We start from the raw sequence: 21,906 nt of genomic DNA on the forward strand, positions 1-21,906 counted from the left end.
AAGTTTGCTGGAGTCCATGTTTTTGTACCGCCTGCAACACTTCCCCTTAACTCGTAGGTTCCAGGTTCTGTGTATTCTTTCATTAGGTAGAGCCTGAGATGATCTGAGTCAGCAATTTTTAGTTTAAAATCCTCTGTAATATCCACAGTACTGTTTTTGTTGAGATCAATACCAATAGTAGTGTCCATTGTGATAGTACTACCAACAATACTGGTAACTTCAAGTTCACCAAACTGATCACCAGTCCCTATGGAAATGATATCTTCATAATCTAGAAGATATACACCCTCAATTACTGCAAGACTGTCAACCTGTCCCTGGAATACATCTGTAATGTGTATTCTGAAGACAATCACATCATCATTGGTACCAGCATCGGTTTTGTAAGTCCAGGTTGCAGGACCAGCTATTACATTGATGACCTCATCCTCGACAAATTCTCCGTCCTTAGAGAGTTCCATCCAGATCTTGTCACCGTCTACATCGATTTCCTTAGCTGTAAGTTCATAGCCATTTGGTAGCTCGAGTGTTGAACCAGTTCTTAATGTATGCTTATCATCATTGTCAACAAGTAACTTTACAAGTTGATCTGGTGTGCTATCATATAGTGATACATACTTCTCTCCAAACAAACCGATGACAGGATAGCTTTCACTTGTACTGAGGTCACTGTTACCAGGTTCATTGAAAAAATCTGCTGCATAATCCACCTGTTGAATTGAAGTGTTATAAACAAGATTTCCTTCAGGAATAGTTCTTGCATTAATTTGCGTTATACTCAGCTCCTCGGAACCAATTCCTTGATCAAAGTCATAGTAAAATCCAGCAAAGTCTATTGGATCTATCCTTATGGAAGCTGAGCCTTCATATACAGGACTTCTGATCTCTACTTTATCTACCACCACTGGACTTTTTTGTACAGTCCATTTCCATTCTTTAACAACGCTATACTTTTCATTGGAAGCCACAGCTTTGATAATATAGTCTCCAAAAGAAGGAACTGATGAAGTATATGAGGCATTGTTTACTGATAAGTTAGCTTGGACTTGTTCTCCATCAAGGAACCATGTAAAGTTTGCAGGTTTATTGATATCAAGTGCAAATGTCTGTGAAGAACCTTCATAACTTGAGATCTCAGTTGATGGATTGAAGGAATCTATTTCAAGGTATAATGGATTTTCTTCAAGTTTCTTTTCAACAAACGGGTAGTAGCTCAATACTTCATTATCTGCTACTTTGAACATAATACCCGGAGCAACCTCGATCACTTCACCAAGTGCGAGATAGATTTGACCTGTGCTAGACATCTGGATCGTATCGTCTGAGATACTGTTGACCTCAAGTTCTACAAACTCATCATCAATTTGGATGGAGAGTATATTCTGGAAATCTATAAGATATAAACCTCCAACTGTAACCAGACTACCCTGCGAATCCATAGAAACATCCGTTACCAAAGCTCTGAAAATTATTACATCTGAAGTATTACCTACATCGTCCTTATATGTCCAGGTGGTCTCATCATTTGCTAAGCTCAGGACATCTTCCCCGATGACCTCTCCATTTCTGGAGAGTTTCATATGTACCTGATTATTTCCTACATCAATTTGCTTTGCAGTGAGATTATAATCATTTGGTAGCTCAAGAGCTGACCCACTCCTCAAGGTATAGTTGCCACTTGTATCAAGTAGAAGCTCAGCAAGTTCATCAGGATGGGAGTCTGAGAGAGAAACATACTTATCTCCAAAGAAAGTTACCAGAGGATAAGTTCCACTATTGATCAATGAGTTTTCTGTTTCAAAGTTTGCAGTGTATTGTTTTTGCCGTATTGAAGTATTGTAAACAAGCCTGGCTTCAGGTATAGTTCTTGAATTAAAGATAGATTCTACTACGATTTCCTCTGAATCGATATCATCATCTATATCGTAAAGGAAACCAGCAAAGTTAGCAGATGTCCAAGTTTGTGTCCCCGTTGTAATGCTTCCCCTTACCTCATAGATTCCAGGCTCTGTGCACTCCTTCATAAGGTAGAATCTAAGTTGATCTAAGTCAGCAACTTTAAGTTTAAAACCTTCTGCAATGTCTACAGTATCATCTCTGTTGAGTGTGATTGTACCAGTGTTGGTCATACTGATTGCATCACTTATAGAGTCAATTTCAAGCTCACCAAATACATCACCGGATTCGATGGAGAGTACATCTTCATAATTTAGAAGATATATTCCCTCAACAACTGCAAAGGTTTCAAACTCCCCTTGGAATATATCTGTAATGTGTACCCTGAAGACAATTACATCATCAGTGGTACCAGTATCTGTTTTGTATGTCCATGTTGCAGAACCAACTACTACACTGATGACCTCCTCTTCGATGAATTCTCCATCTTTGGAAAGTTCCACCCAGATCTTGTCTCCCTGGATATCGATCTGCTTTGCGGTCAGCTCATATCCTTCTGGAAGTTTGATGGTGGAACCTGTCTGGAGTGTGTACTTGTCATCACTGTCAACCAGCAGCTTTACAAGCTCATCTGCACTGTTGTCATTGAGAGGCACATACTTCTCTCCAAACAAACCGATAACAGGATAACTTTCACTTGTATTGAGATTGCTATCTCCAGGTTCACTATAAAAGTCTGCAGCGTATTCATTTTGCTGGATTGAAGTTCTGTAAATAAGTTCGTCTTCGGGAATAGTTCTTGCATTAATTTGCGCTATGATCAATTCTTCTGAACTAGTTCCTTGATCAAAGTCATAGTAAAATCCAGCAAAGTTTAGTGGATCTATCCTGATGAAAGACGAGCCATCATATGCAGGACTCCTGATTTCTACTTTATCCACTACAGCTGGACCTTTTTGTACTGTCCATCTCCATTCTTTAACAACACTATACTTTTCGTTGGAAGCCACTGCCTTGATAGTGTATTCTCCAAAAGAAGAAGCTGATAATGTATATGAGGCGTTGCTCAGTGATGAGTTGTTTTGGACTTGTTCTCCATTAAGGGACCATGTAAAGTTTGCAGGTTTATTTACATTGAGTGTAAATCTCTGTGAAGAGCTTTCATAACTTGAAACTTCAGTTGATGGACTGAAAGAATCTATTTCAAGGTATAATGGATTTTCATCAATTTGCTTTTCAACAAATGGATAGTATCTTAATACTTCAGCATCTGCTATTTTGAACATTATACCTGGAGCTATCTCGATTATTTGATTACGTGTAAGATAGATTGAGTCCATATTTGACATTTGTATGGTACCATCTGAGATACTGCCAACCTCGAGTCCTACAAACTCATCATCAATTTGGATGGAGATTACATTCTGGAAATCTACAAGGTACAGCCCTCGAACTGTAGCCATACTGCCTTGTGAATCCATAGAAATACCAGTGATAAGGACCTTGAGAACTTCTACATTATCAGTTCCACCTACATTTACATCGTAAGTCCATGTAGCTTCACCGCTTGCTAAATCAATGGTATTTTTCTCTATAAATTCTCCATTTCTGGAAAACTCTATCTGTGCCTGATTGTTTCCTACGTCAAGCTGTGTTACAGTAAGTCCATAGCCGTTTGGAAGTTCTAGTGTTGAGCCGGTTCTAAGCGTATATTCATCATCGTTGTCGACAAGTAGCTTTACAAGTCTATGTGGACGGTTTTCATCGAGGGCAACATACTTCTCTCCAAACAAACCAATTATTGGATAGCTTATATCATCATGGAAATTTGCAGTGTACTCCTTCTGCTGGATTGATGTCTTGTATACAAGATCTCCTTCACGAATAGTTCTGGTACTGACAATCGGGTTTGCTACAAGTTCCTCGGAACCGATATTAGCATCTATGTCATAGAAGAAGCCTGCAAAGTTTGCTGGAGTCCATGTTTTTGTACCGCCTGCAACACTTCCCCTTAACTCGTAGGTTCCAGGTTCTGTGTATTCTTTCATTAGGTAGAGCCTGAGATGATCTGAGTCAGCAATTTTTAGTTTAAAATCCTCTGTAATATCCACAGTACTGTTTTTGTTGAGATCAATACCAATAGTAGTGTCCATTGTGATAGTACTACCAACAATACTGGTAACTTCAAGTTCACCAAACTGATCACCAGTCCCTATGGAAATGATATCTTCATAATCTAGAAGATATACACCCTCAATTACTGCAAGACTGTCAACCTGTCCCTGGAATACATCTGTAATGTGTATTCTGAAGACAATCACATCATCATTGGTACCAGCATCGGTTTTGTAAGTCCAGGTTGCAGGACCAGCTATTACATTGATGACCTCATCCTCGACAAATTCTCCGTCCTTAGAGAGTTCCATCCAGATCTTGTCACCGTCTACATCGATTTGCTTAGCTGTAAGTTCATAGCCATGTGGTAGCTCGAGTGTTGAACCAGTTCTTAATGTATGCTTATCATCATTGTCAACAAGTAACTTTACAAGTTGATCTGGTGTGCTATCATATAGTGATACATACTTCTCTCCAAACAAACCGATAACAGGATAGCTTTCACTTGTACTGGGGTCACTGTTACCATATTCACTGGCAAAATCTGCTGCATAATCCACCTGTTGAATTGAAGTGTTATAAACAAGATTTCCTTCAGGAATAGTTCTTGCAACAATTTGTGTTATGCTCAGCTCCTCTGAACCAATTCCTTCATCGAAATCATAATAAAATCCAGCAAAGTCTATTGGATCTATGCTTATGGTGGATGAACCATCATACACAGGACTTCTAAACTCAACCTTATCAATTATTGTAGGATTTTTTTGAACAGTCCATTTCCATTCTTTAACAACGCTATATTTTTCATTGGAAGCTACAGCCTTGACAGTGTAGTCTCCAAAAGATGGGATTGATAAGGTGTATGAGGCATTATTTACTGATGAGTTAGTTTGGACTTGTTCTCCATCAAGGAACCACGCATAGTTTGCAGGTTTATTGGTATCAAGTGTAAATGTCTGTGAAGAACCTTCATAACTTGAGATCTCATTTGATGGATTGAAGGAATCTATTTCCAGATATAATGGATTATCTTTAATTTGCTTTTTAACAAACGGGTAGTAGCTCAATGCTTCATCGTCTGCTACTTTGAACATAATACCCGGAGCAATTTCGATCACTTCTCCACTTTTGAAATAGATTGAGTCTATGTTTGACATATGGATAGTATCATCGGAGATGCTGTTGACCTCAAGTTCTACAAACTCATCATCAATTTGTATGGAGAGCACATTCTGGAAATCGACAAGGTACAAACCTCCAACTGTGACCTGGCTACCTTGTGAATCCATAGAGACATCCGTTACCAACACCCTGAAGACAATTACATCTGAAGTGTTACCAAGATCGGTTTTATAGGTCCAGGTAGTTTCACCACTTCTAAAATCAATTAGATTTTGTTCTATAAGTTCTCCATTTCTGGACAGTTCCATCTGTGCCTGACTATTCCCCACATCTATCTGCCTTGCAGTGAGGTTATAACCGTTTGGCAGCTCAAGAATTGAACCCTCTCTTAAAGTATGATTGTCACCTGTATCAAGTAAAAGCTCAACAAGTTCATCGGGGTTGGTGTCTGAGAGAGAAACATACTCATCTCCAAAGAAAGCTACCAGAGGATATGTATATCGATTGTAAATTGCCTCTTCAATAGCAAAGTGTGCATTATAATCTACTTGTTGAATAGTAGATTTATACGTTAGTGAACCTTTTGGAATTGTCCTTCCAGAGACATCTGTGATCAACACTTCTTCGGAATTTGATTCGCTTTCAAGGTTATAGAAGAGACCTCCGAAGTTGGTAGGTGTCCAGACTTGTGAGCCAGTTACGATATTTCCTCTTATCTCATAAATTCCAGGCTCGATGTCTTCTTTCATAAGATAGAATCTAAGTTGATCTGAGTCAGCAACTTTAAGTTTAAAACCTTCTGCAATGTCTATAGTACTGCTTCTGTTGAGTGTGATTGCATCATCGTTGGACATACTGATTGAGTCACTTATACTGTTGATTTCAAGTTCACCAAATACATCACCGGATTCGATGGAGAGTACATCTTCGTAATCTAGAAGATATATACCTTCAATGATTGCGAAAGTTTCAGTCTCTCCTTGGAATAGATCGGTAATGAGTGCCCTAAAGACAATTACATCATAGGTAGTACTAAAATCCACTTTATAGGTCCATGTTGCAGGACCACCTACTATGCTGATAACCTCATCTTCGATGAATTCCCCATCTTTGGAGAGTTCCATCCAGATCTTGTCACCGTCTATATCGATTTGCTTAGCTGTAAGCTCATATCCTTCTGGAAGTTCGATTGTTGAACCCGTCTGGAGTGTATACTTATCATCATTGTCAACAAGCAGCTTTACAAGCTCATCTGCACTGTTGTCATTGAGAGACACATACTTCTCTCCAAATAAACCGATAACAGGATAGCTTACACTTGTATTGAGGTCACTGTTACCAGGTTCATTATAAAAGTCTGCAGCGTATTCATTTTGCTGGATTGAAGTGTTGTAAACAAGACCTTCTCCAGGAATAGTTCTTGAGGTAATTTGTTTTATGCTCAGTTCTTCTGAACCGATTCCTTCATCGAGATCATAATAAAATCCAGAGAAGTTCAATGGATTAATCCTTATGGAAGATGAATCATCATAGATGGGGCTTCTGAAATAGACTTTATCCACCGTAGCAGGGCTTTTTTGTACTTTCCATTTCCATTCTTTAACAACACTATACTTTTCATTGGAAGCTACAGCCTTGATAGCATAATCTCCAAAAGAGAGAATTGATAAGGTGTATGAGGCAGTATTTATTGATGAGTTGGTTTGGACTTGTTCTCCATCAAGGAACCATGTAATGTTTGCAGGTTTATTGATGTTGAGTGTGAATGTCTGTGAAGAACCTTCATAACTCGAGATATCAGTTGATGGATTGAAGGAATCTATTTCCAGGTATAATGGATTTTCTTCAAGTTTCTTTTCAACAAACGGATAGTATCTCAATGTTTCATCATCTGCTACTTTGAACAGTATATTCGGAGAGGTCTCGATTATTTGATTACGTGTAAGATAGATTGAGTCTATGTTTGACATTTGTATGGTACCATCTGAAATACTGTTGACCTCAAGTTTTCCAAACTCATCACCAGACTCGATGGAGATTATGTTCTGGTGATCTATGAGATAGATACCCTCAACTGTAACCAGACTGTCTTGTGAATCCAAAGAAATATCAGTTACCAATACTTTGAAGATTATTACATCTGAAGTGTTACCCACATCGGCTTTATAAGTCCAGGTGGTCCTATTATTTGCTAAATTAATGGTACTTTCTTCTATAAACTCTCCATTTCTGGAAAGCTCCATTTGTACTTGATTATTTCCTACAGCAATCTGTTTTACAGTAAGTTCATAGCCGTTTGGAAGCTCGAGGGTTGAGCCGTTTCTAAACGTATATTCATCATCGTTGTCAACAAGCAGTTTTACAAGTTTATCTGCATTATTGTCATCAAGAGCAACATGCTTCCCTCCCAACAAACCAATTATTGGATAGCTTAGATTATCACTGAAATTTGCAGCGTATTCTTTCTGCTGAATTCTAGTGGTATAAAGAAGTTCACCTCCAGGAATTGTCCTGCCGCTGAGTGATGCTAAAGCAAGTTCTTCGGAACCAATATCATCATTAATATCGTAGAAGAGGCCTGCGAAGTTTGCTGGAGTCCATGTTTCTGTACCATTTGCGACAGTTCCTCTTAACTCGTAGGTTCCAGGTTCAGTGTATTCTTTCATTAAGTAGAACCTGAGTTGATCAGAATCAGCAATTTTTAGTTTAAAACCATCTGCGATATCCACAGTACTATCTCTGTTAAGAGCAATACCACTATTACTATCCATTGTGATGGTTCCTTCAATGATGCTGGCAACTTCAAGTTCCCCGAACTCATCGCTGGATTCAATAGAGAGTACATCCTGATATTCTACAAGATATAGACCTTCAATGACTGCAAGACTGTCAACCTGTCCGCGGAACACATCTATAATGTTTACCCTGAAAACAATTACATCATCAATGGTACCAACATCTGTTTTATACGTCCATGTTAAAGGACCACCTACTACGCTGACGACCTCGTCTGCAATTAATTCGCCATTTTTGGAGAGTTCCATCCAGACCTTGTCACCCTCGATATCTATTTGCTTTGCTACAAGTTCATAGCCATTTGGTAGCTCGAGTGTTGAACCAGTTCTTAGTGTATACATATCATCGTTGTCAATAAGCAGCTTTACAAGCTCATCCGGGTTAGTGTCAGAAAGAGGTACATACTTCTCTCCAAACAAACCGATAACAGGATAGCTTTCACTTGTACTGGGATCACTGTTACCATATTCACTGGCAAAATCTGCTGCATAATCCATTTGCTGAACTGAAGTTTTGTAGACAAGGTTTCCTTCAGGAATAGTTCTTGTATCAATTTGTGTTATACTCAGCTCCTCGGAACCAATTCTTTCATCGAGATCATAATAAAACCCAGAAAAATCTGTAGGTTCCCAGGTAGTCGGACCTGTTGCAACGTTTCCTCTTACTTCTATGAAGTCAGTTCCAGAAACGGAATTTACACTAAATATTCCCACTAATATGATAGTTGCCACTAACAAAACAAATTTTACTTCAACCATTATTCCACCACTTTATACCACTATAATAAGAAATAGAGTTACGTATATAAAATACTTACGAAAATAGTTTTATGCATAACTAAAATATACAACTTTTAACATAAAATTAAATATTTTAGAAATGAAATCAAGTTAAGCTTAATCTTTAATATTGCCAGGAAAATAGGCAAAATTTCTGAATATAGCAATAAAGAAATAGCTATGCTTAAATAAGATTGCCTTGATTTTTCATGGACACAACCATCCGCCGCAGGCGGCGCGTTCCATTTCCAAAAAAAGAACCACCATAAGGGTCCGAAGTTTATTCAATATATCTATCTTTTTCAGGGTAATGAACGGTTATGATATAGCCTTGGTAATGTTTATAAGGGAGCGTAAAACCCCTGGTCTGGAGAATGAAGCAGGAAGCGTCTGAGTCTTTAGCCGAGAGGCAGTTCACACATTTTTAACCAGGTCATGCCCGGGAAGGAGCATTGAGATATTTTCATGGAATTGGTTCATGCTAAATGGTTTTCTAAGGTAACTTATACATCTTTCTGAAAGAGCATCTATTTTGTCCTCTGTCATAGTACATGCCGTGACAACAAGGACCGGCGTATTCGGGTTCTTACTGGTCTTTAACCTCTTAAGAACTTCAAAGCCGTCAATTATAGGGAGTCTTATGTCCAGTATAATAAGGTCAAAACAACACCGGTTAACAAGCTCTAAAGCCTTTTCTCCATCCATCGCTACCTCTGGTCTATAGCCTTTTATCTTGAGGAGGCAAAGGAACAGTTCCAGGTTCTCAGCATTGTCTTCAACCACAAGGACGCTTTTTATCTTATTCACTTCCTTAAACTTTACATCGGTCAGTTTTTTTGTATTTGTTTTAAACAACCGGTCATTAACATGGATCTGCAGATGTGATCCCTTAAAACAAAAATAGAATGTACTTTCTATATATAAATAGATTTCCGGCATAATATTAGTTTAATGGTATAACGGTTTGTACTATGCTGCAGAGCTGCAATTAACACTATCTTCTGGATAAAAAAATCATCCAACATTTTATAAAGGGATGTAAGCGTCCCAAACAAAAAAAGCAGAATGTTGTCAGTACTGGTCCAAAAACCTGGCCAGAGATCCCAGGTAACGTAGTTCTAACTGTGATAAGGCCTTTTTTTAGTGTTAGAAATATTATCTTTTTGGCCGGACCGACATCTCTGATCCTGGTCCATATAAGACAGTCCTTCTGAGTTCATTGATCAGCCTGAGACTTCTATATTGACAATTCATGGTACGTGATCAGGTAAGCAATGTCTCCGATAAGCATTTATGCAACTGAACCGGATGCCTGCTGGTAAATGGATGGCTCCTTTTACCGCACACTCAGAGAAGGGCGACAAAGAAGCGCTTAAAATAAATGACAGGATCACACCGGGGTGCCAGTATGCCACCCCGGTGAATGTTTACCTGGCGTTACACTGTTCCAGTTGCTTACACGATAATATATGTGACATGGACTGACAATGAAACAGGAGATTTGCCCGGCTGGACAGGAGTGGAGGCTGATGACTCGTCCATTGCCATCTCTCTTTCATAATATATCCCGGGTTGGCTATTGTCGTTTATGGATGATGTCTTCACACCGCTTATTCTAACTCCAAGGCTGCTGGCAAGCATCTCTGCTTTTGATGAAGCATCTGCTACGGCTTCACTGATAAGTTCTTCCTGAAGTTCTTTTTCCATTTCATCGGATACGGTAAAAGAAATACCTCCTATCTGATTTGCTCCTGCAGCTGCAGACCTGTCGATGATCTCTCCCAGTATATCAAGCTTCGTGGTGGTTACCCGCACGTTATTGGAGGCTGAATAACCCTCGATGGTTGCTTTCCCGTCATAGTTGTATACCGGGTAGACGGAAACCTGTGATGTCTGGATCTCCTCATCCTGCAGACCTGTGGCATTAAGCTCTTCCATGACCTCACTCATAATGGCCGCGTTCTCTTGCGCTGCTTGTTTTGCAGTAGGGGCCTGTATTACAACACCGATGCTCATTGTCGCAGTATCGGGCTCAACCATCTTCTCTGCGTTCCCGTTGATGTTTATAGTATTTACTGCACCATTTTCTGATACACTCTGTGAACTGGCATAGATCGTTGTTGCCATCAGCAGCAAAACAACTGACAGTGCAACGATAATAAAATATGACTTATTGTTACTATCTCCTTGTGACAATTTTTACATCCTCCGTTGTTCTATTATTTCCAATAAATATCTAATATGGTTATAATAGTATCAGGACATATTAAAGAATAGTCTAAACTTCAATTCTGTTTGCAGTCATGTATGCCGTATGGTACTGAAATCAGGATCTCGCATGTGCCGGTAAGTCCCACTGTTGCCGGCATCGTGAATCCTTCTGAGAAGTTTTCCTTCTTCATTGATACAACCATCCGCCTTGAGGCGGCACTCTCCCACTCTCTTTTACTGCTGTGCATGACCCCGGACATAACAACGCAAGGTTGACAGGATACAAAGAAGATTTCCCAGCTATCATATCCTTGCACCTCAAAGGATGGGATCATATAAGTGCAAAGAGAATAGGATTCAATCTTTGTACTTCCTGATGTCATAGGTAATTATTTCAATCTACGGGCATATCCTTATTTGAATAACACAGGAACCGCTCCTGTCAGCCTCACATCACTGCCATAAGGAAAAACCCTGCCATGATCGTCACCGAGAAGACCACGAAACTAAAGAAGTTCAGTCTGGCTCCCTCGTAGACATTCTCCCTGATCTCCATTCCTGTCATCAGCAGGGCAAATACCTTCGGCAGGAGTGCTATATACGGCACCAGCGCAAGTATCAGGATCCATCCGTTGCTGAACACATACGCTGCAAAGATGATATTGGTTATGAGCATTGCATGCAGGACCATAAGTCCGTATGTGCCGCTCTTCAATCCTCCCAGCCTGATAACTAGCCCCAGTTTTCCTGCTTTTCTGTCATAGGGCATATCGACAATCTGTCCCCCCCAGGCAAATATCAGTGTGCTCAGGCCGGTAGCAGGCATGATCGTGATTACCAGCGGATGGAAAGGAATACCCTGGGCAGCCGCTCCCAGCAGGATAGCAAAGGGTCCGAACCCGAGCCATATCGATATCTCGCCCAGGCCCCTGTAAGCTAACTTCACAGGCTCGGCAGTGTAGTACTTGCTCAAAAAGGCGGCGGCCAGGAATATAAAGATGAAAACAGGCCAGAGCTCCCTCTCAGAGATATACAACAGTCCCAGGGTTCCCAGAAGACCCACGACAAGACCGGCTCTGGCTATTGTGAATAACTTTCCTTCCAGCCCGGGATCCTTCACCATCACCGCGGATCCTCCACTGAAAATGCTTTCCCCGGAGTCCAGGGTATCACACCCCTGTTTCGTATCGTATATGTCATTATAGACGTTCATGGAGATGTGGATACTGAACCCGACCACAGCTGCCAGTAACAGGCCTGAAAGGTTAAATCCTCCTGTCACGATCACGGCGATAGCTGTGCTTATTGTCAGGGGCACAACCATGGCCAGCAGTCCGTATGCCCTTATTATCTCAAAAGTACCCGGACATCTGTCAGTCATATCCTACTCCAAAACCAGATAAAAGTAAATGAAAGATTTCCATATGATAAAAGGACCTATTTACCAAATATAGTTTTCTCAGCAATTAGTGGCAGGCATATGTGCTCACTCTGCCGTAAAAAGCCTGGAATTACGATCTATCAGAATAAACATGTACGCAAACACTATTTTTCTGGAGCCATCTTTGCACATGCTCAAATAAAATAACAAATATTTTATATATTATATAGGATGATAATATCATAACAAAAATGTTCTCAAAAACAGAACCTGCAGGTCTCTATGGCTGAAAAAATAACTCCCTTCCTGGAAAATACCGATGCCGTCTCCGAGGTTATAGGAGAGGTACTGCTGACAGCAATTGCCGTACTTGCGTTCTCGGTCGTGGCAGTGTTCATATTCTCATATGCCGGTCCCCAGGAAAAGGTGCATGCAGACATCCAGGGCTGGGTAGGTGTGGATTCCGATACCATCTACCTGCGGCATGCAGGCGGGGAGACTATAGATATCCCCCGGATCCGGGTCCTGCTGGACATCAACGGGACCAGAAAGGATCTCACGCCATCTGAAGTTGAACAGATAAAAGGAAATGATCACTGGGTCCTGGGTGAGACCATCCGCATCAATGCTTCCCGCCTGTGGTCTTATGATATCGGACAGGATGACTACATTGCTGTCACCCTGATCAGCACCGACTCGAACCTTGTGATCAAAAGCGGCACCCTGCTTGGAAGTGCTCATATTACACAAGCGCCTCCCGGCGGCCTGACTCTCACAGCTCCTGTCCTCTCAGGCCAGAACCCCGCATCACCTTTCCAGAGCAATACTTCCCAGCAAGTGACTTTCAGTGCATCCAGCAGCCAGTCATCCATAAACGAGTTCTTCCTGGACGGCCGGCACCTTGCATGGTCCAACGGTACATCTCCTTCATATACTAATACAAGCCCTTCAGAGGGCACTTATGACCTGACACTGGTCGCAAGGAATACTACTGATCCTCTGCTGACAGATTCTATTGAGTGGACATGGACTGTAACAGCGGGCGGAGAGGCTGGCAATCCTATCCCGGGAACTGATATGCGTCTGCAGAAAACTGGCAAAGGTGGTTACATTGCGGACGGGGACTATATAAGGTTCAGTGCAATGACAGGTAACAGTTATGTGGCTATGGACGGTATTGAGACGGATGTAAAGAATAAGGATGTCACGCTTGTGATGAACGGCCAGCAGACATCAGGTACAGCAAGTATAGACTATTCCGGTACCACCTGGAAGATCATAACTTATGACTTCGATGTTGAATTCTATCTGGATGGCACTCTGGTGAACACAGGACAGGTAACCGACATCAACATACATAAGGCAGAGAACTTTGAGTCCACACTATCCTATCATCTGCCTGCGCACCCTTCACAGACATATTTCAGCGAGAACGGAGACAGTAACATACTTATAGATGCTCCGAACTCCTCAGAGATCCGACTCTACAATATAACACCAACAGATGGTGCCAGCTTCGAACTTGAGTTCAATCCGGATGCCAGTGATATAGCCGGATTTGATGCGCTTTACGAGATAATCTGATCATTCTGCAGATCGCGCGTAAGTGTTGTGAAAACTTTCCGTGCAGAAGAGAAAGTGCCTTCTGTAGCGAATGGTTGTATTTGGCTTAGTGCGCCAGTTGTTCCTGATCTAAACACAAAATCATAATGGCGCCAGGACACGTTCTTTGCGTTTTTCTGTTCTTGATATTGAAAAAAGGAATTCTACAGGGATGCATTGACATACAGAACAGAGCCTGATGGGTCAAAGGCCCGGTTCAGTTTCTCAGTAGAGACAGTATCGTCTCCCTGACACTTCTTTCTGAACCCCATTCATTCTTCCATCCGAGCGCCTTCAGTTTATCGATTGACAGCATCATTCTCGGAACGTCGCCTTTCCAGCCCCTGGAGCCCCCGGTATATTTGAACTCCACATCGCTGAGTCCCATTTCCTCAACGATCATCTCGCCGATACTGGTGGGATTGGTGGCATCTTCTGAGCCGATATTGAAGATATTGACTTCTTCATTACTTTCAGAGACCGCGAACATCATGGCATCCACGCATTCCCTTACATGAAGGTAGGACTTGGACTGCCTGCCGTCGCCCAGTATCTCCAGCTCAGCAGGATCGTTCCTCAGCTTGGCTATGAAATCCACGATAATGCCATGAGTACCTCTTTCACCGATGATATTGGCAAAGCGGAAGATCCATGACCGCATGTCAAATGTGTGTGAATAGGATGTGATAAGGGCTTCACAGGCCAGTTTGGATGCACCGTATAATGAAATAGGCACCAATGGCCCGTAGTCCTCCGGCGTGGGGATTACTGTGGCCTCTCCGTAGATAGTGGAAGTGGATGTGAAAGCAATATCTTTCACTTCGCTTTTACGCATGGCTTCCAGCAGGTTATAGGTGGCTTTGATGTTCTGGTCGAAATGAACCTTTGTGTCCACTGCTCCAAGACGGACATCAGGATTTGCAGCAATATGGAAAACCAGGTCCATGCCCTTGCATGCAGTTTCAATGGCATCAGTATCGAGCAGGTCGCCTTCGATAAGCCTGAACTTCGGATGGTCCATGCGCCGGTCCAGGAACTCCATCCTCCCGGAACTCAGATTATCAAAAACAGTTACCTCATTCCCCATCCCGACAAGCCTGTCGACAACATGGCTGCCAATAAATCCTGCTCCTCCGGTGACAAGCACTTTTCGTTCCGATACTCCGCTTCCAGCCATTTTTGCACCCGGTGTTTCATTCAGGCATCCCTGAATGATCGTAATATACATGCTGTGGCTATAATAACCACTCCGTACATATTTAAGATTTGTGAAAACATCCGGTAAAAGTCCCAAAGTTATTCTTATTGGGCAAATAGCTCTCTGACCGCACCGTTTTGAACCTGTGAATTACCACCCTATAAACAGGGTAGCTTCCTGCTTCATTATCGAATCCAACGGCTCGATTCCACAAGCCTGAGCTGTAGTTCCTACAGCACGATTGAGAATATTGATAGCGGCATTATGGTCACGGTCAAGAACTAATCTACAATGAGGACAGTTATGTACTCTTATTGCTAATGATTTCTCAACCTTTTCACCACAATTACTGCAAAGTTGTGATGTATTGCATGGATTTACTAACTCTACAAACTTACCAGCTTCTTTCGCTTTGTATTTTGTAATCTGAATTAGATTGCTCCATGATGCATCGTGTATTGATTTTGAAAGTATTGAATTTTTTTTAACCATATTCTTTACATTCAATTCTTCAAATGCTATGAAATCATAATTATCAATTAATTACCTCTTAATTTGTGGTTAAAATGGCTCTGTAGAAACCCTATTTTCTACTTAATTTAGTCCGTAATCATTTAAAAAGGATAAATCCCAAAGTCTTAACTTGATAGCGAAAAACACAAAGGGGATGTTTAGTGTTTTGTTCCAGATCAAAGATCTGGAACTCCCATTAAATCTTCGATTTGATGTCAGTCTGACAAGTACTTAAAGTTTGTTGATACAGCGCTAGTTGTATCAGGAAACTCACATTTAGAGATTTATAGTTGTAAGTATTCTAAGGGGAAATACACCCAACACCAGCTAATGACACTGGTTTTGCTGAAAGAGTACCTGAAAACCGATTATAGAAGTATTGTAGAACTTGTCGAATTGATGGACAAGGTAAAATTAAAGATAGGATTAAAACAAGTTTCACATTTCACTTTCCATTAAATCATAGATTGAATGGGAGTTCCAGATTTATAATCTGGAACACTCTGCACAAGTTCGTTAGAAGAATTAGATCTGTTTACTTCAATGGATTATTAAAGCAAACACTTGATCTGTTCTATTCATATGGGGAAAGGATAGAAGTTAATACTATTGATTCAAGTGGATTTACCAGTGGTTATTGTAGTTACTATTATTCACTCAGGACAAAGAAGAAACGCAGATCATTCATGAAAGTAAGTATTTCTGTTGATAATAATAAATTAATAGTTACTGGTTTTAAGATATGAAGTAAACCAAGTCATGACGCAAAGCATGCATTGACATTGCTAAGACAATATCACAAAACTCGCAGATCTAACTACTATGTAATGGATAAAGCATATGATTCAGAAGCCATACATTCGCTAACAAGAGAGCAATTACAAGCAGTAGCTATGATCCCTTTAAGGCACAGGAAGAGAAAAAGGATAAAAGGATATTATTGTAGAAAAATGATAAAAGAGTTTGATGAGGAACTTTATCATAACAGAAGCCTTGTTGAAACTATGTTTTCAGTGCTCAAAAGGAAATATGGTGAGGAGTTAAAGGCCAGGAAGCACTGGAATCAGATAAAAGAGATTAAAATAAAGCTAATAGTAAACAACCTTGGCAGGTATGCTAAGGTTGTTTGTTTGATTCAAATGAGGATTTCTACAGAGCCGAAAAAGAGAGTAATTAAAAAGGATTATCTCAAGGACATAGCGTATATTCTTAATGAGAATATATTTTTTACCATCAGAAATTTTTGGTCAGATCGATGTCCGGTGTTTTGAAGACAGAGTAAACTTGTATATAATAATCAGCCAATATAATTAGGAAAAAAGGACGGAAAATATATGGATATGTCCGATGGAGTTGCCTGGTTCTTATAGTTGCAGTAATGTTTATTGTAGCTTATGTGTTCTTATGGTTCTTCAACTCTTTATTGGAAAAAAGCGCTAAGAAAAGAAGGAAAAACAAATCCTCAAAACTTTACAGGTCTAAAGGGCTGCGCAAAGTTGGGAAATCGACAAGCCTGCGCAGCTCTTCCAGAAGATAAATTGGTTTTTTTTAATCTATTATCTTGACCTGTTAATCCGTGAAAACGATATATCAAAATTAAATCGTAAATAAGATTTATTGCAATTACATATTTTTTGTTATTCGGCTCTGTCATACTCAGATCAGGCATTTAACTTATCCTTAAGTTATTTTTCGTTTATTCCATAACAATCCAAAAAAGGCATAAATATGAAAGAACCAATATAAAAAAGAAATTTAATTGAAGGTTCAGAAATGTCAGAGAAGTGTTTAGTGGAAAGTCTGAAGTCTCTGCTGAAAGAGCAAAAATTTGCTGTACTTGCAAGTATTCATGAAGATGTGCCTTATACGAACCTTGTGGGATTTGCGGCCACTGAAGATCTTAAATACATATTTTTTGTAACCTCTGTAGCTACCAGGAAATATTCTTACCTCATAACTTCCCAGAAAGCATCCATGATGATCGATAACAGGTCCAATAATGAGAGTGATTTCAAGGATGCTATGGCTGTTAATGCGACCGGGAAAGTTATGGAGGCTGAGAAAACAGATGACATTAAAAATGTATATCTGGCGAAAAATCCATATCTCCATGATTTCCTGCTCTCTCCGTCATCCGCCCTGATGAGAATGGAAGTCAAAAGCTACATAGTTGCAAGCAAGTTCCAGAATGTTGTGAAGATAGACATGTCGTAAGCGGGACAGTAGAACGCAGAGGTGGAATGCTGATACACGGGGTCATCACTGCAAGGGGATATGGTATCCCTCTGTTACAGATATACATGATACAACAATGATCATCCGAACTGGTGATAAGGTCACTGTAGATGGTCATCTTGGGATTGTTGCTATCCGGAAGAAATAGTGCCTTCATTTAATAATACTGTATCCAATTGTTATAGGTTTTGTTCATAATGTGGCAACCCGTCGGTTTGGAAAACCGGAAGAAGGAAAGTTTGAGAAGAAGAGTTGAACCTTTATTAAAAAAAGAGAGATTATACTCCCTTTGAACTCATGAGCTTAATGAACTCAGTAGATTCCATTACTACACTGGTTTCTATATAGCAGATATCAGACCATGGCAGGTTGAATTCAGCAAATGATTTGGCATCTTCGGTTTCGTAGAGTATGAAATACCTTCCACCGGAGATATCCACCCATTGGTTAATGATTTTTACGCCAGCTGGTGGCCTCAGTTTCTTAAAGTGTTCAATGATCTTGTTACTGTTCTCGGGTTCCCACGTGCTTGTACTAAAGAATAACATTTTAATCCTCCTGATTCTATTTCCTGCAAGCAGAGCACGAAACTCGCTTTCTGCACCCTACCCTGATTATATACAGAACTGAAGACTATATAATATATTGCTTGAATGTTGAAAGATAATTGAAATGATTTTTAATTTCAAATTAAAATATTATTTACATACTTTAAATAAATAAATTTAAATTTTAAATAAATTTGTCGATATATATATGGCAATATATGTAGGCATATATTTAAATTATTTAGGGAGTGGTTTATATATGTCAACGTACTAAAATTAAATAGCTACAAAAATTAAACGGAAATATCGGGAGAGTTAGAAATGAAAATGATAAAAATGTTGATGTTGCTGATTATAACAGCAGCTATAATTTTATCAGGCTGTGCAGAACAGCCTCAGGAAACAGATGTTAATGAAACGGATGTTGATGAAACGGATGTTGATGAAACAGATGTTGATGAAACTGAAGAGATGAATATTGTAGAAGTTGCCGAAAGTGCAGGTTCATTCAACACCTTGGTGCAGGCTGTTCAAGAAGCAGGACTAGTCGAAACCTTAAGTGATGAAGGTCCATTCACTGTATTTGCACCAACGGACGAAGCATTTGACGCACTGCCTGAGGGAACTCTTGATGCACTGCTGGCAGACGAAGAAGCACTTAGAACTGTGCTCACATATCACGTTGTAGACGGAGAATATATGGCTAGTGATATTGTCGATATGGAATCCCTGACGACATTACAGGGCGAAGATATCACCATCCTTGTAACTGATGGAGATGTCATGGTCAACAATGCTAATGTGACACAGACAGACATTGAGGCCAGCAATGGTGTAATTCATGTCATAGACCAGGTGATATTACCACCATCAATGACTTAAGGGATGTCAACACCCAGTCCCGAAAAGGACTGGGATTTCTATTTTTCTCTTTTAAAGATTGTATATGCCTTATTTTTTCTATCTTTTACCCTGAAATTGAATTGTCGGATAGCCTGTTTAGTTGTGGAAATAGTCAGAATTTACAGTTGTGGAGGCAAAATAATCTAACATCCTGAACATTTGCCTGGAAGACTCGACCACATTCCCCATCTGCGCGAACGGCATTTCCATAACCATCTCTCCTTTAGAGAGCCCGCCTGTGAACGTTTCATCATCTTATGAGGCCCTGCCACGATGACCACCACATCCGGAACAATAGATGCTCTATCAAGAGCAGAGTAATCGACAGCCTTCACAGACCCGGCTCAACAACACAACGGTAGATATGCCGGACGGTATACTCAATATATCACTTGCCCATAAAGAAACATTGGAGAAGCCCTTGTCATTTGTGCCTGAAGTTACGGGCAATGATATGAAACTCCGGTATATCCTTTACAGGAATGGCAACCCTATCAAGCCCTATCGCAACCCCGATCTATGGATAAACATGACCTGGACCTGAATCCGGATACTAAGAGAACGACCTTTGAATTAAATGCACTAATTATATGTTGTTATCAACGTAAAGCTTATGGGATTATCTTGTGTGAATACAAACAATTGTTATCTATTAAGCTCATCTGTGCGAATATAATATTCCAATTAGCTTCATTTTCTGCGTTTTCTACTCGATCATGCGATAATATTATTAATAGGGAGATCATTTTGTTGTTTGGAGTGGATAGTAAGCAAATTCTGATTAGCATTGCTGGTATGCTAATGAGTGGCTAGCTTACACATGCAGATTTAGTTCTGAACCGCAAGAAGGGGAGTTAAAATGGGGATAACAGGTATAATACCTGCCTATAATGATGAGGCTAACATACATGATATCATCAAAAAGGCAGGGGTATATGTTGATAATATAGTAGTGGTTGATGATGGAAGTACTGATTCGACTGCATATGTCGCAGAAAAGATGTCTGCCTATGTAATAAGGCATGAAGCGCACAAAGGGAAAATGGAATCCCTCAAGGCGGCCTTCAAGTTCTCCGAACGATTCGGGAAAGGTCCAGTACTTGTAATAAATCCGGGTCAGTTGTATAACACTGAAGAGATACCCAAAATGCTGGACCCTGTAATGTGGCTTGAAGCAGATGCTGTTGTGGGTTACAGCCCGTATCCGTCGAATGGAGGGCCACAATACGACATACAGTCACTGATAACGGATAACAATGGGAACGGAAACGGAAACGGAAACGGTTCTGATCCTGGCAGGCAGCAGTTCACTAAATTCCTATATGATAATATCGGATATGCGGCATTCTCGGCCCAGTCCGCAAATTTCATGAAGTTCGAGCCGGACTCCTTGCCCATGGAGCTTTCCCTGATCAAGGATATATCGGATGCCGGAATGAGGATCAAGGAAATGAATGTCAGTAAACTTCAGAAAGAAGATACTGACATCCTCCACAAATACAAGATTGGTGTAGTGATACCTGCTTATAATGAGGAGAAACTGATTTCAACCACCGTCGACGGTATCCCGGATTATGTTAACAGGATATATGTCATAAATGACGCAAGTACCGACAATACTGCCGAAGTGCTGAACTCGATCGATGACCCGCGCCTGTCAGTTATTGATCACAAGGAGAACCAGGGAGTGGGCGCCGCGATCCTTCATGGTTACAAGAGAGCTCTTCAGGAAGACATGGACATAACGGTTGTCATGGGCGGTGATAACCAGATGAACCCGGCACTTATGCCAAATCTGTTAATGCCGATCATCCGGGGGGAAGCCGACTATACAAAAGGTAACCGTCTCAAATCAGAGGAGTTCCGTGGGGGGATGAGTTCCTGGAGACTTTTCGGAAATTCTATTCTTACCCTGCTCACAAAGATAAGTAGCGGATACTGGAATGTAATGGACCCTCAGAATGGCTACACTGCAATCTCAAAGCACGCACTGTCCAATATAGACATCGATCACCTTTACACTTATTACGGGTACTGCAATGACATGCTGGTGAAGCTCAATACATTCGGCTTCAGGACAATTGATATTTCCATGCCTGCTCACTACGGTAATGAGAAGTCGAGTATAAAGTATGGCAGGTATATGACCAAGGTATCTACCATGCTCTTAAAGAAGTTCCTCTGGAGGCTTAAGATGAAGTACTCTATCCAGAGTTTCCATCCCCTTGTGTTCTTTTACGCTTTCGGGATGATCTTCTTACCTGTGGGTGCTCTTCTGACATTGTATACGCTGGCTGCGACTTTCATAGCCGGCTGGCCTGTGCCACCGAGTCTTCCGTTGATAGATGCCCTCTTTATCGTTGCAGGATTGCAGTTCCTCCTCTTTGCAATGCTGTTTGATATGAGGGAATGTAATAAGACAATGGATGTCAGCATCTGATAGGAAATAATTGCTAATGCAGGTAAAGCAGGAAATTGATCCCTGAATAAAGAAAAGGAGGTTGGGTTGGCGGATAAGTAGAGGTCCGCCAACTACGTGTCTGATAATGTGTCAGAGGTGTCCCGGCATTATTCCTGAGGTCGCAGGAAGTATGCCGGGACATATAT

13 protein-coding genes and 1 pseudogene are annotated in these 21,906 nt (G+C 40.7%); 6 read left to right on the forward strand and 8 right to left on the reverse strand.

Translation table 11 applies throughout. The annotated features are described in order from the left end of the window. The 5 genes from CUN85_RS12285 to CUN85_RS12305 form a co-directional block, all read right to left on the reverse strand. On the reverse strand, positions 1-8,687 hold an 8,687-nt coding region (locus CUN85_RS12285; RefSeq protein ID WP_135390608.1), incomplete at its 3' end, for an S-layer protein domain-containing protein. 435 nt (positions 8,688-9,122) lie between these two features. Further along, a complete protein-coding gene (locus CUN85_RS12290) occupies positions 9,123-9,647 on the reverse strand; it encodes a response regulator (RefSeq protein ID WP_135390609.1) in 525 nt (174 codons plus the stop codon). Between the two features lie 516 nt (positions 9,648-10,163). Next, positions 10,164-10,904: an SIMPL domain-containing protein gene (locus CUN85_RS12295; RefSeq protein ID WP_135390610.1), complete on the reverse strand. Its 741-nt coding sequence runs from the start codon at positions 10,902-10,904 to the stop codon at positions 10,164-10,166. Positions 10,905-10,993: 89 nt separating this feature from the next. Beyond that, positions 10,994-11,302, reverse strand: coding sequence for a hypothetical protein (locus tag CUN85_RS12300; protein ID WP_135390611.1), 309 nt, complete (start codon positions 11,300-11,302; stop codon positions 10,994-10,996). Positions 11,303-11,367: 65 nt separating this feature from the next. Further along, positions 11,368-12,300, reverse strand: a complete 933-nt coding sequence (locus tag CUN85_RS12305; RefSeq protein ID WP_135390612.1) for a prenyltransferase — start codon at positions 12,298-12,300, stop codon at positions 11,368-11,370. A gap of 282 nt (positions 12,301-12,582) precedes the next feature. Between CUN85_RS12305 and CUN85_RS12310 the strand changes: the two genes are divergently transcribed. Beyond that, positions 12,583-13,884: a type IV pilin N-terminal domain-containing protein gene (locus CUN85_RS12310; protein ID WP_135390613.1), complete on the forward strand. Its 1,302-nt coding sequence runs from the start codon at positions 12,583-12,585 to the stop codon at positions 13,882-13,884. 235 nt (positions 13,885-14,119) lie between these two features. Here the strand turns inward: CUN85_RS12310 and CUN85_RS12315 are convergent, their stop codons facing one another. Continuing rightward, positions 14,120-15,079, reverse strand: a complete 960-nt coding sequence (locus CUN85_RS12315) for an NAD-dependent epimerase/dehydratase family protein (protein WP_135390621.1) — start codon at positions 15,077-15,079, stop codon at positions 14,120-14,122. Between the two features lie 171 nt (positions 15,080-15,250). Then, the gene (locus CUN85_RS12320; protein WP_235856334.1) at positions 15,251-15,607 is read right to left on the reverse strand and encodes an RNA-guided endonuclease InsQ/TnpB family protein; all 357 of its coding nucleotides are present in this window, start codon (positions 15,605-15,607) and stop codon (positions 15,251-15,253) included. Positions 15,608-15,832: 225 nt separating this feature from the next. On the opposite strand from CUN85_RS12320, the pseudogene CUN85_RS12325 reads away from it, so the two are divergent. Next, positions 15,833-16,770: pseudogene (locus tag CUN85_RS12325) on the forward strand (IS5 family transposase); the annotation flags it as partial. 616 nt (positions 16,771-17,386) lie between these two features. After that, the gene (locus CUN85_RS12330; RefSeq protein WP_135390614.1) at positions 17,387-17,827 is read left to right on the forward strand and encodes a pyridoxamine 5'-phosphate oxidase family protein; all 441 of its coding nucleotides are present in this window, start codon (positions 17,387-17,389) and stop codon (positions 17,825-17,827) included. Between the two features lie 299 nt (positions 17,828-18,126). On the opposite strand, the gene CUN85_RS12335 is transcribed toward CUN85_RS12330, so the two are convergent. After that, positions 18,127-18,396, reverse strand: coding sequence for a DUF3303 domain-containing protein (locus tag CUN85_RS12335; protein WP_135390615.1), 270 nt, complete (start codon positions 18,394-18,396; stop codon positions 18,127-18,129). A 321-nt stretch (positions 18,397-18,717) separates the two neighbouring features. Here CUN85_RS12335 and CUN85_RS12340 point away from each other — a divergent pair, with 321 nt between their 5' ends. The 3 genes from CUN85_RS12340 (at position 18,718) to CUN85_RS12350 (ending at position 21,739) form a co-directional block, all read left to right on the forward strand. After that, complete coding sequence (locus tag CUN85_RS12340; RefSeq protein WP_135390616.1) at positions 18,718-19,278, forward strand: fasciclin domain-containing protein; 561 nt, start codon at positions 18,718-18,720, stop codon at positions 19,276-19,278. A gap of 319 nt (positions 19,279-19,597) precedes the next feature. Continuing rightward, positions 19,598-19,843 carry a DUF1616 domain-containing protein gene (locus tag CUN85_RS12345; RefSeq protein ID WP_135390617.1) on the forward strand — a complete coding sequence of 82 codons (246 nt, stop codon included), beginning with the start codon at positions 19,598-19,600 and terminating at the stop codon, positions 19,841-19,843. Positions 19,844-20,158: 315 nt separating this feature from the next. Next, positions 20,159-21,739 carry a glycosyltransferase family 2 protein gene (locus CUN85_RS12350; RefSeq protein ID WP_135390618.1) on the forward strand — a complete coding sequence of 527 codons (1,581 nt, stop codon included), beginning with the start codon at positions 20,159-20,161 and terminating at the stop codon, positions 21,737-21,739. The last annotated feature ends 167 nt before the right edge of the window (positions 21,740-21,906 follow it).

It is taken from the genome of Methanolobus halotolerans (assembly GCF_004745425.1).
Lineage (GTDB): Archaea > Halobacteriota > Methanosarcinia > Methanosarcinales > Methanosarcinaceae > Methanolobus > Methanolobus halotolerans.

What these genes read in the sequence shown, in the direction of transcription:
- CUN85_RS12290 (WP_135390609.1), bottom strand. Translation starts at nt 9,647, where the DNA reads ATGCCGGAAATCTATTTATATATAGAAAGTACATTCTATTTTTGTTTT.
- CUN85_RS12300 (WP_135390611.1), bottom strand. Translation starts at nt 11,302, where the DNA reads ATGACATCAGGAAGTACAAAGATTGAATCCTATTCTCTTTGCACTTAT.
- CUN85_RS12305 (WP_135390612.1), bottom strand. Translation starts at nt 12,300, where the DNA reads ATGACTGACAGATGTCCGGGTACTTTTGAGATAATAAGGGCATACGGA.
- CUN85_RS12310 (WP_135390613.1), top strand. Translation starts at nt 12,583, where the DNA reads ATGGCTGAAAAAATAACTCCCTTCCTGGAAAATACCGATGCCGTCTCC.
- CUN85_RS12315 (WP_135390621.1), bottom strand. Translation starts at nt 15,079, where the DNA reads ATGGCTGGAAGCGGAGTATCGGAACGAAAAGTGCTTGTCACCGGAGGA.
- CUN85_RS12330 (WP_135390614.1), top strand. Translation starts at nt 17,387, where the DNA reads ATGTCAGAGAAGTGTTTAGTGGAAAGTCTGAAGTCTCTGCTGAAAGAG.
- CUN85_RS12335 (WP_135390615.1), bottom strand. Translation starts at nt 18,396, where the DNA reads ATGTTATTCTTTAGTACAAGCACGTGGGAACCCGAGAACAGTAACAAG.
- CUN85_RS12340 (WP_135390616.1), top strand. Translation starts at nt 18,718, where the DNA reads ATGAAAATGATAAAAATGTTGATGTTGCTGATTATAACAGCAGCTATA.
- CUN85_RS12345 (WP_135390617.1), top strand. Translation starts at nt 19,598, where the DNA reads ATGCTCTATCAAGAGCAGAGTAATCGACAGCCTTCACAGACCCGGCTC.
- CUN85_RS12350 (WP_135390618.1), top strand. Translation starts at nt 20,159, where the DNA reads ATGGGGATAACAGGTATAATACCTGCCTATAATGATGAGGCTAACATA.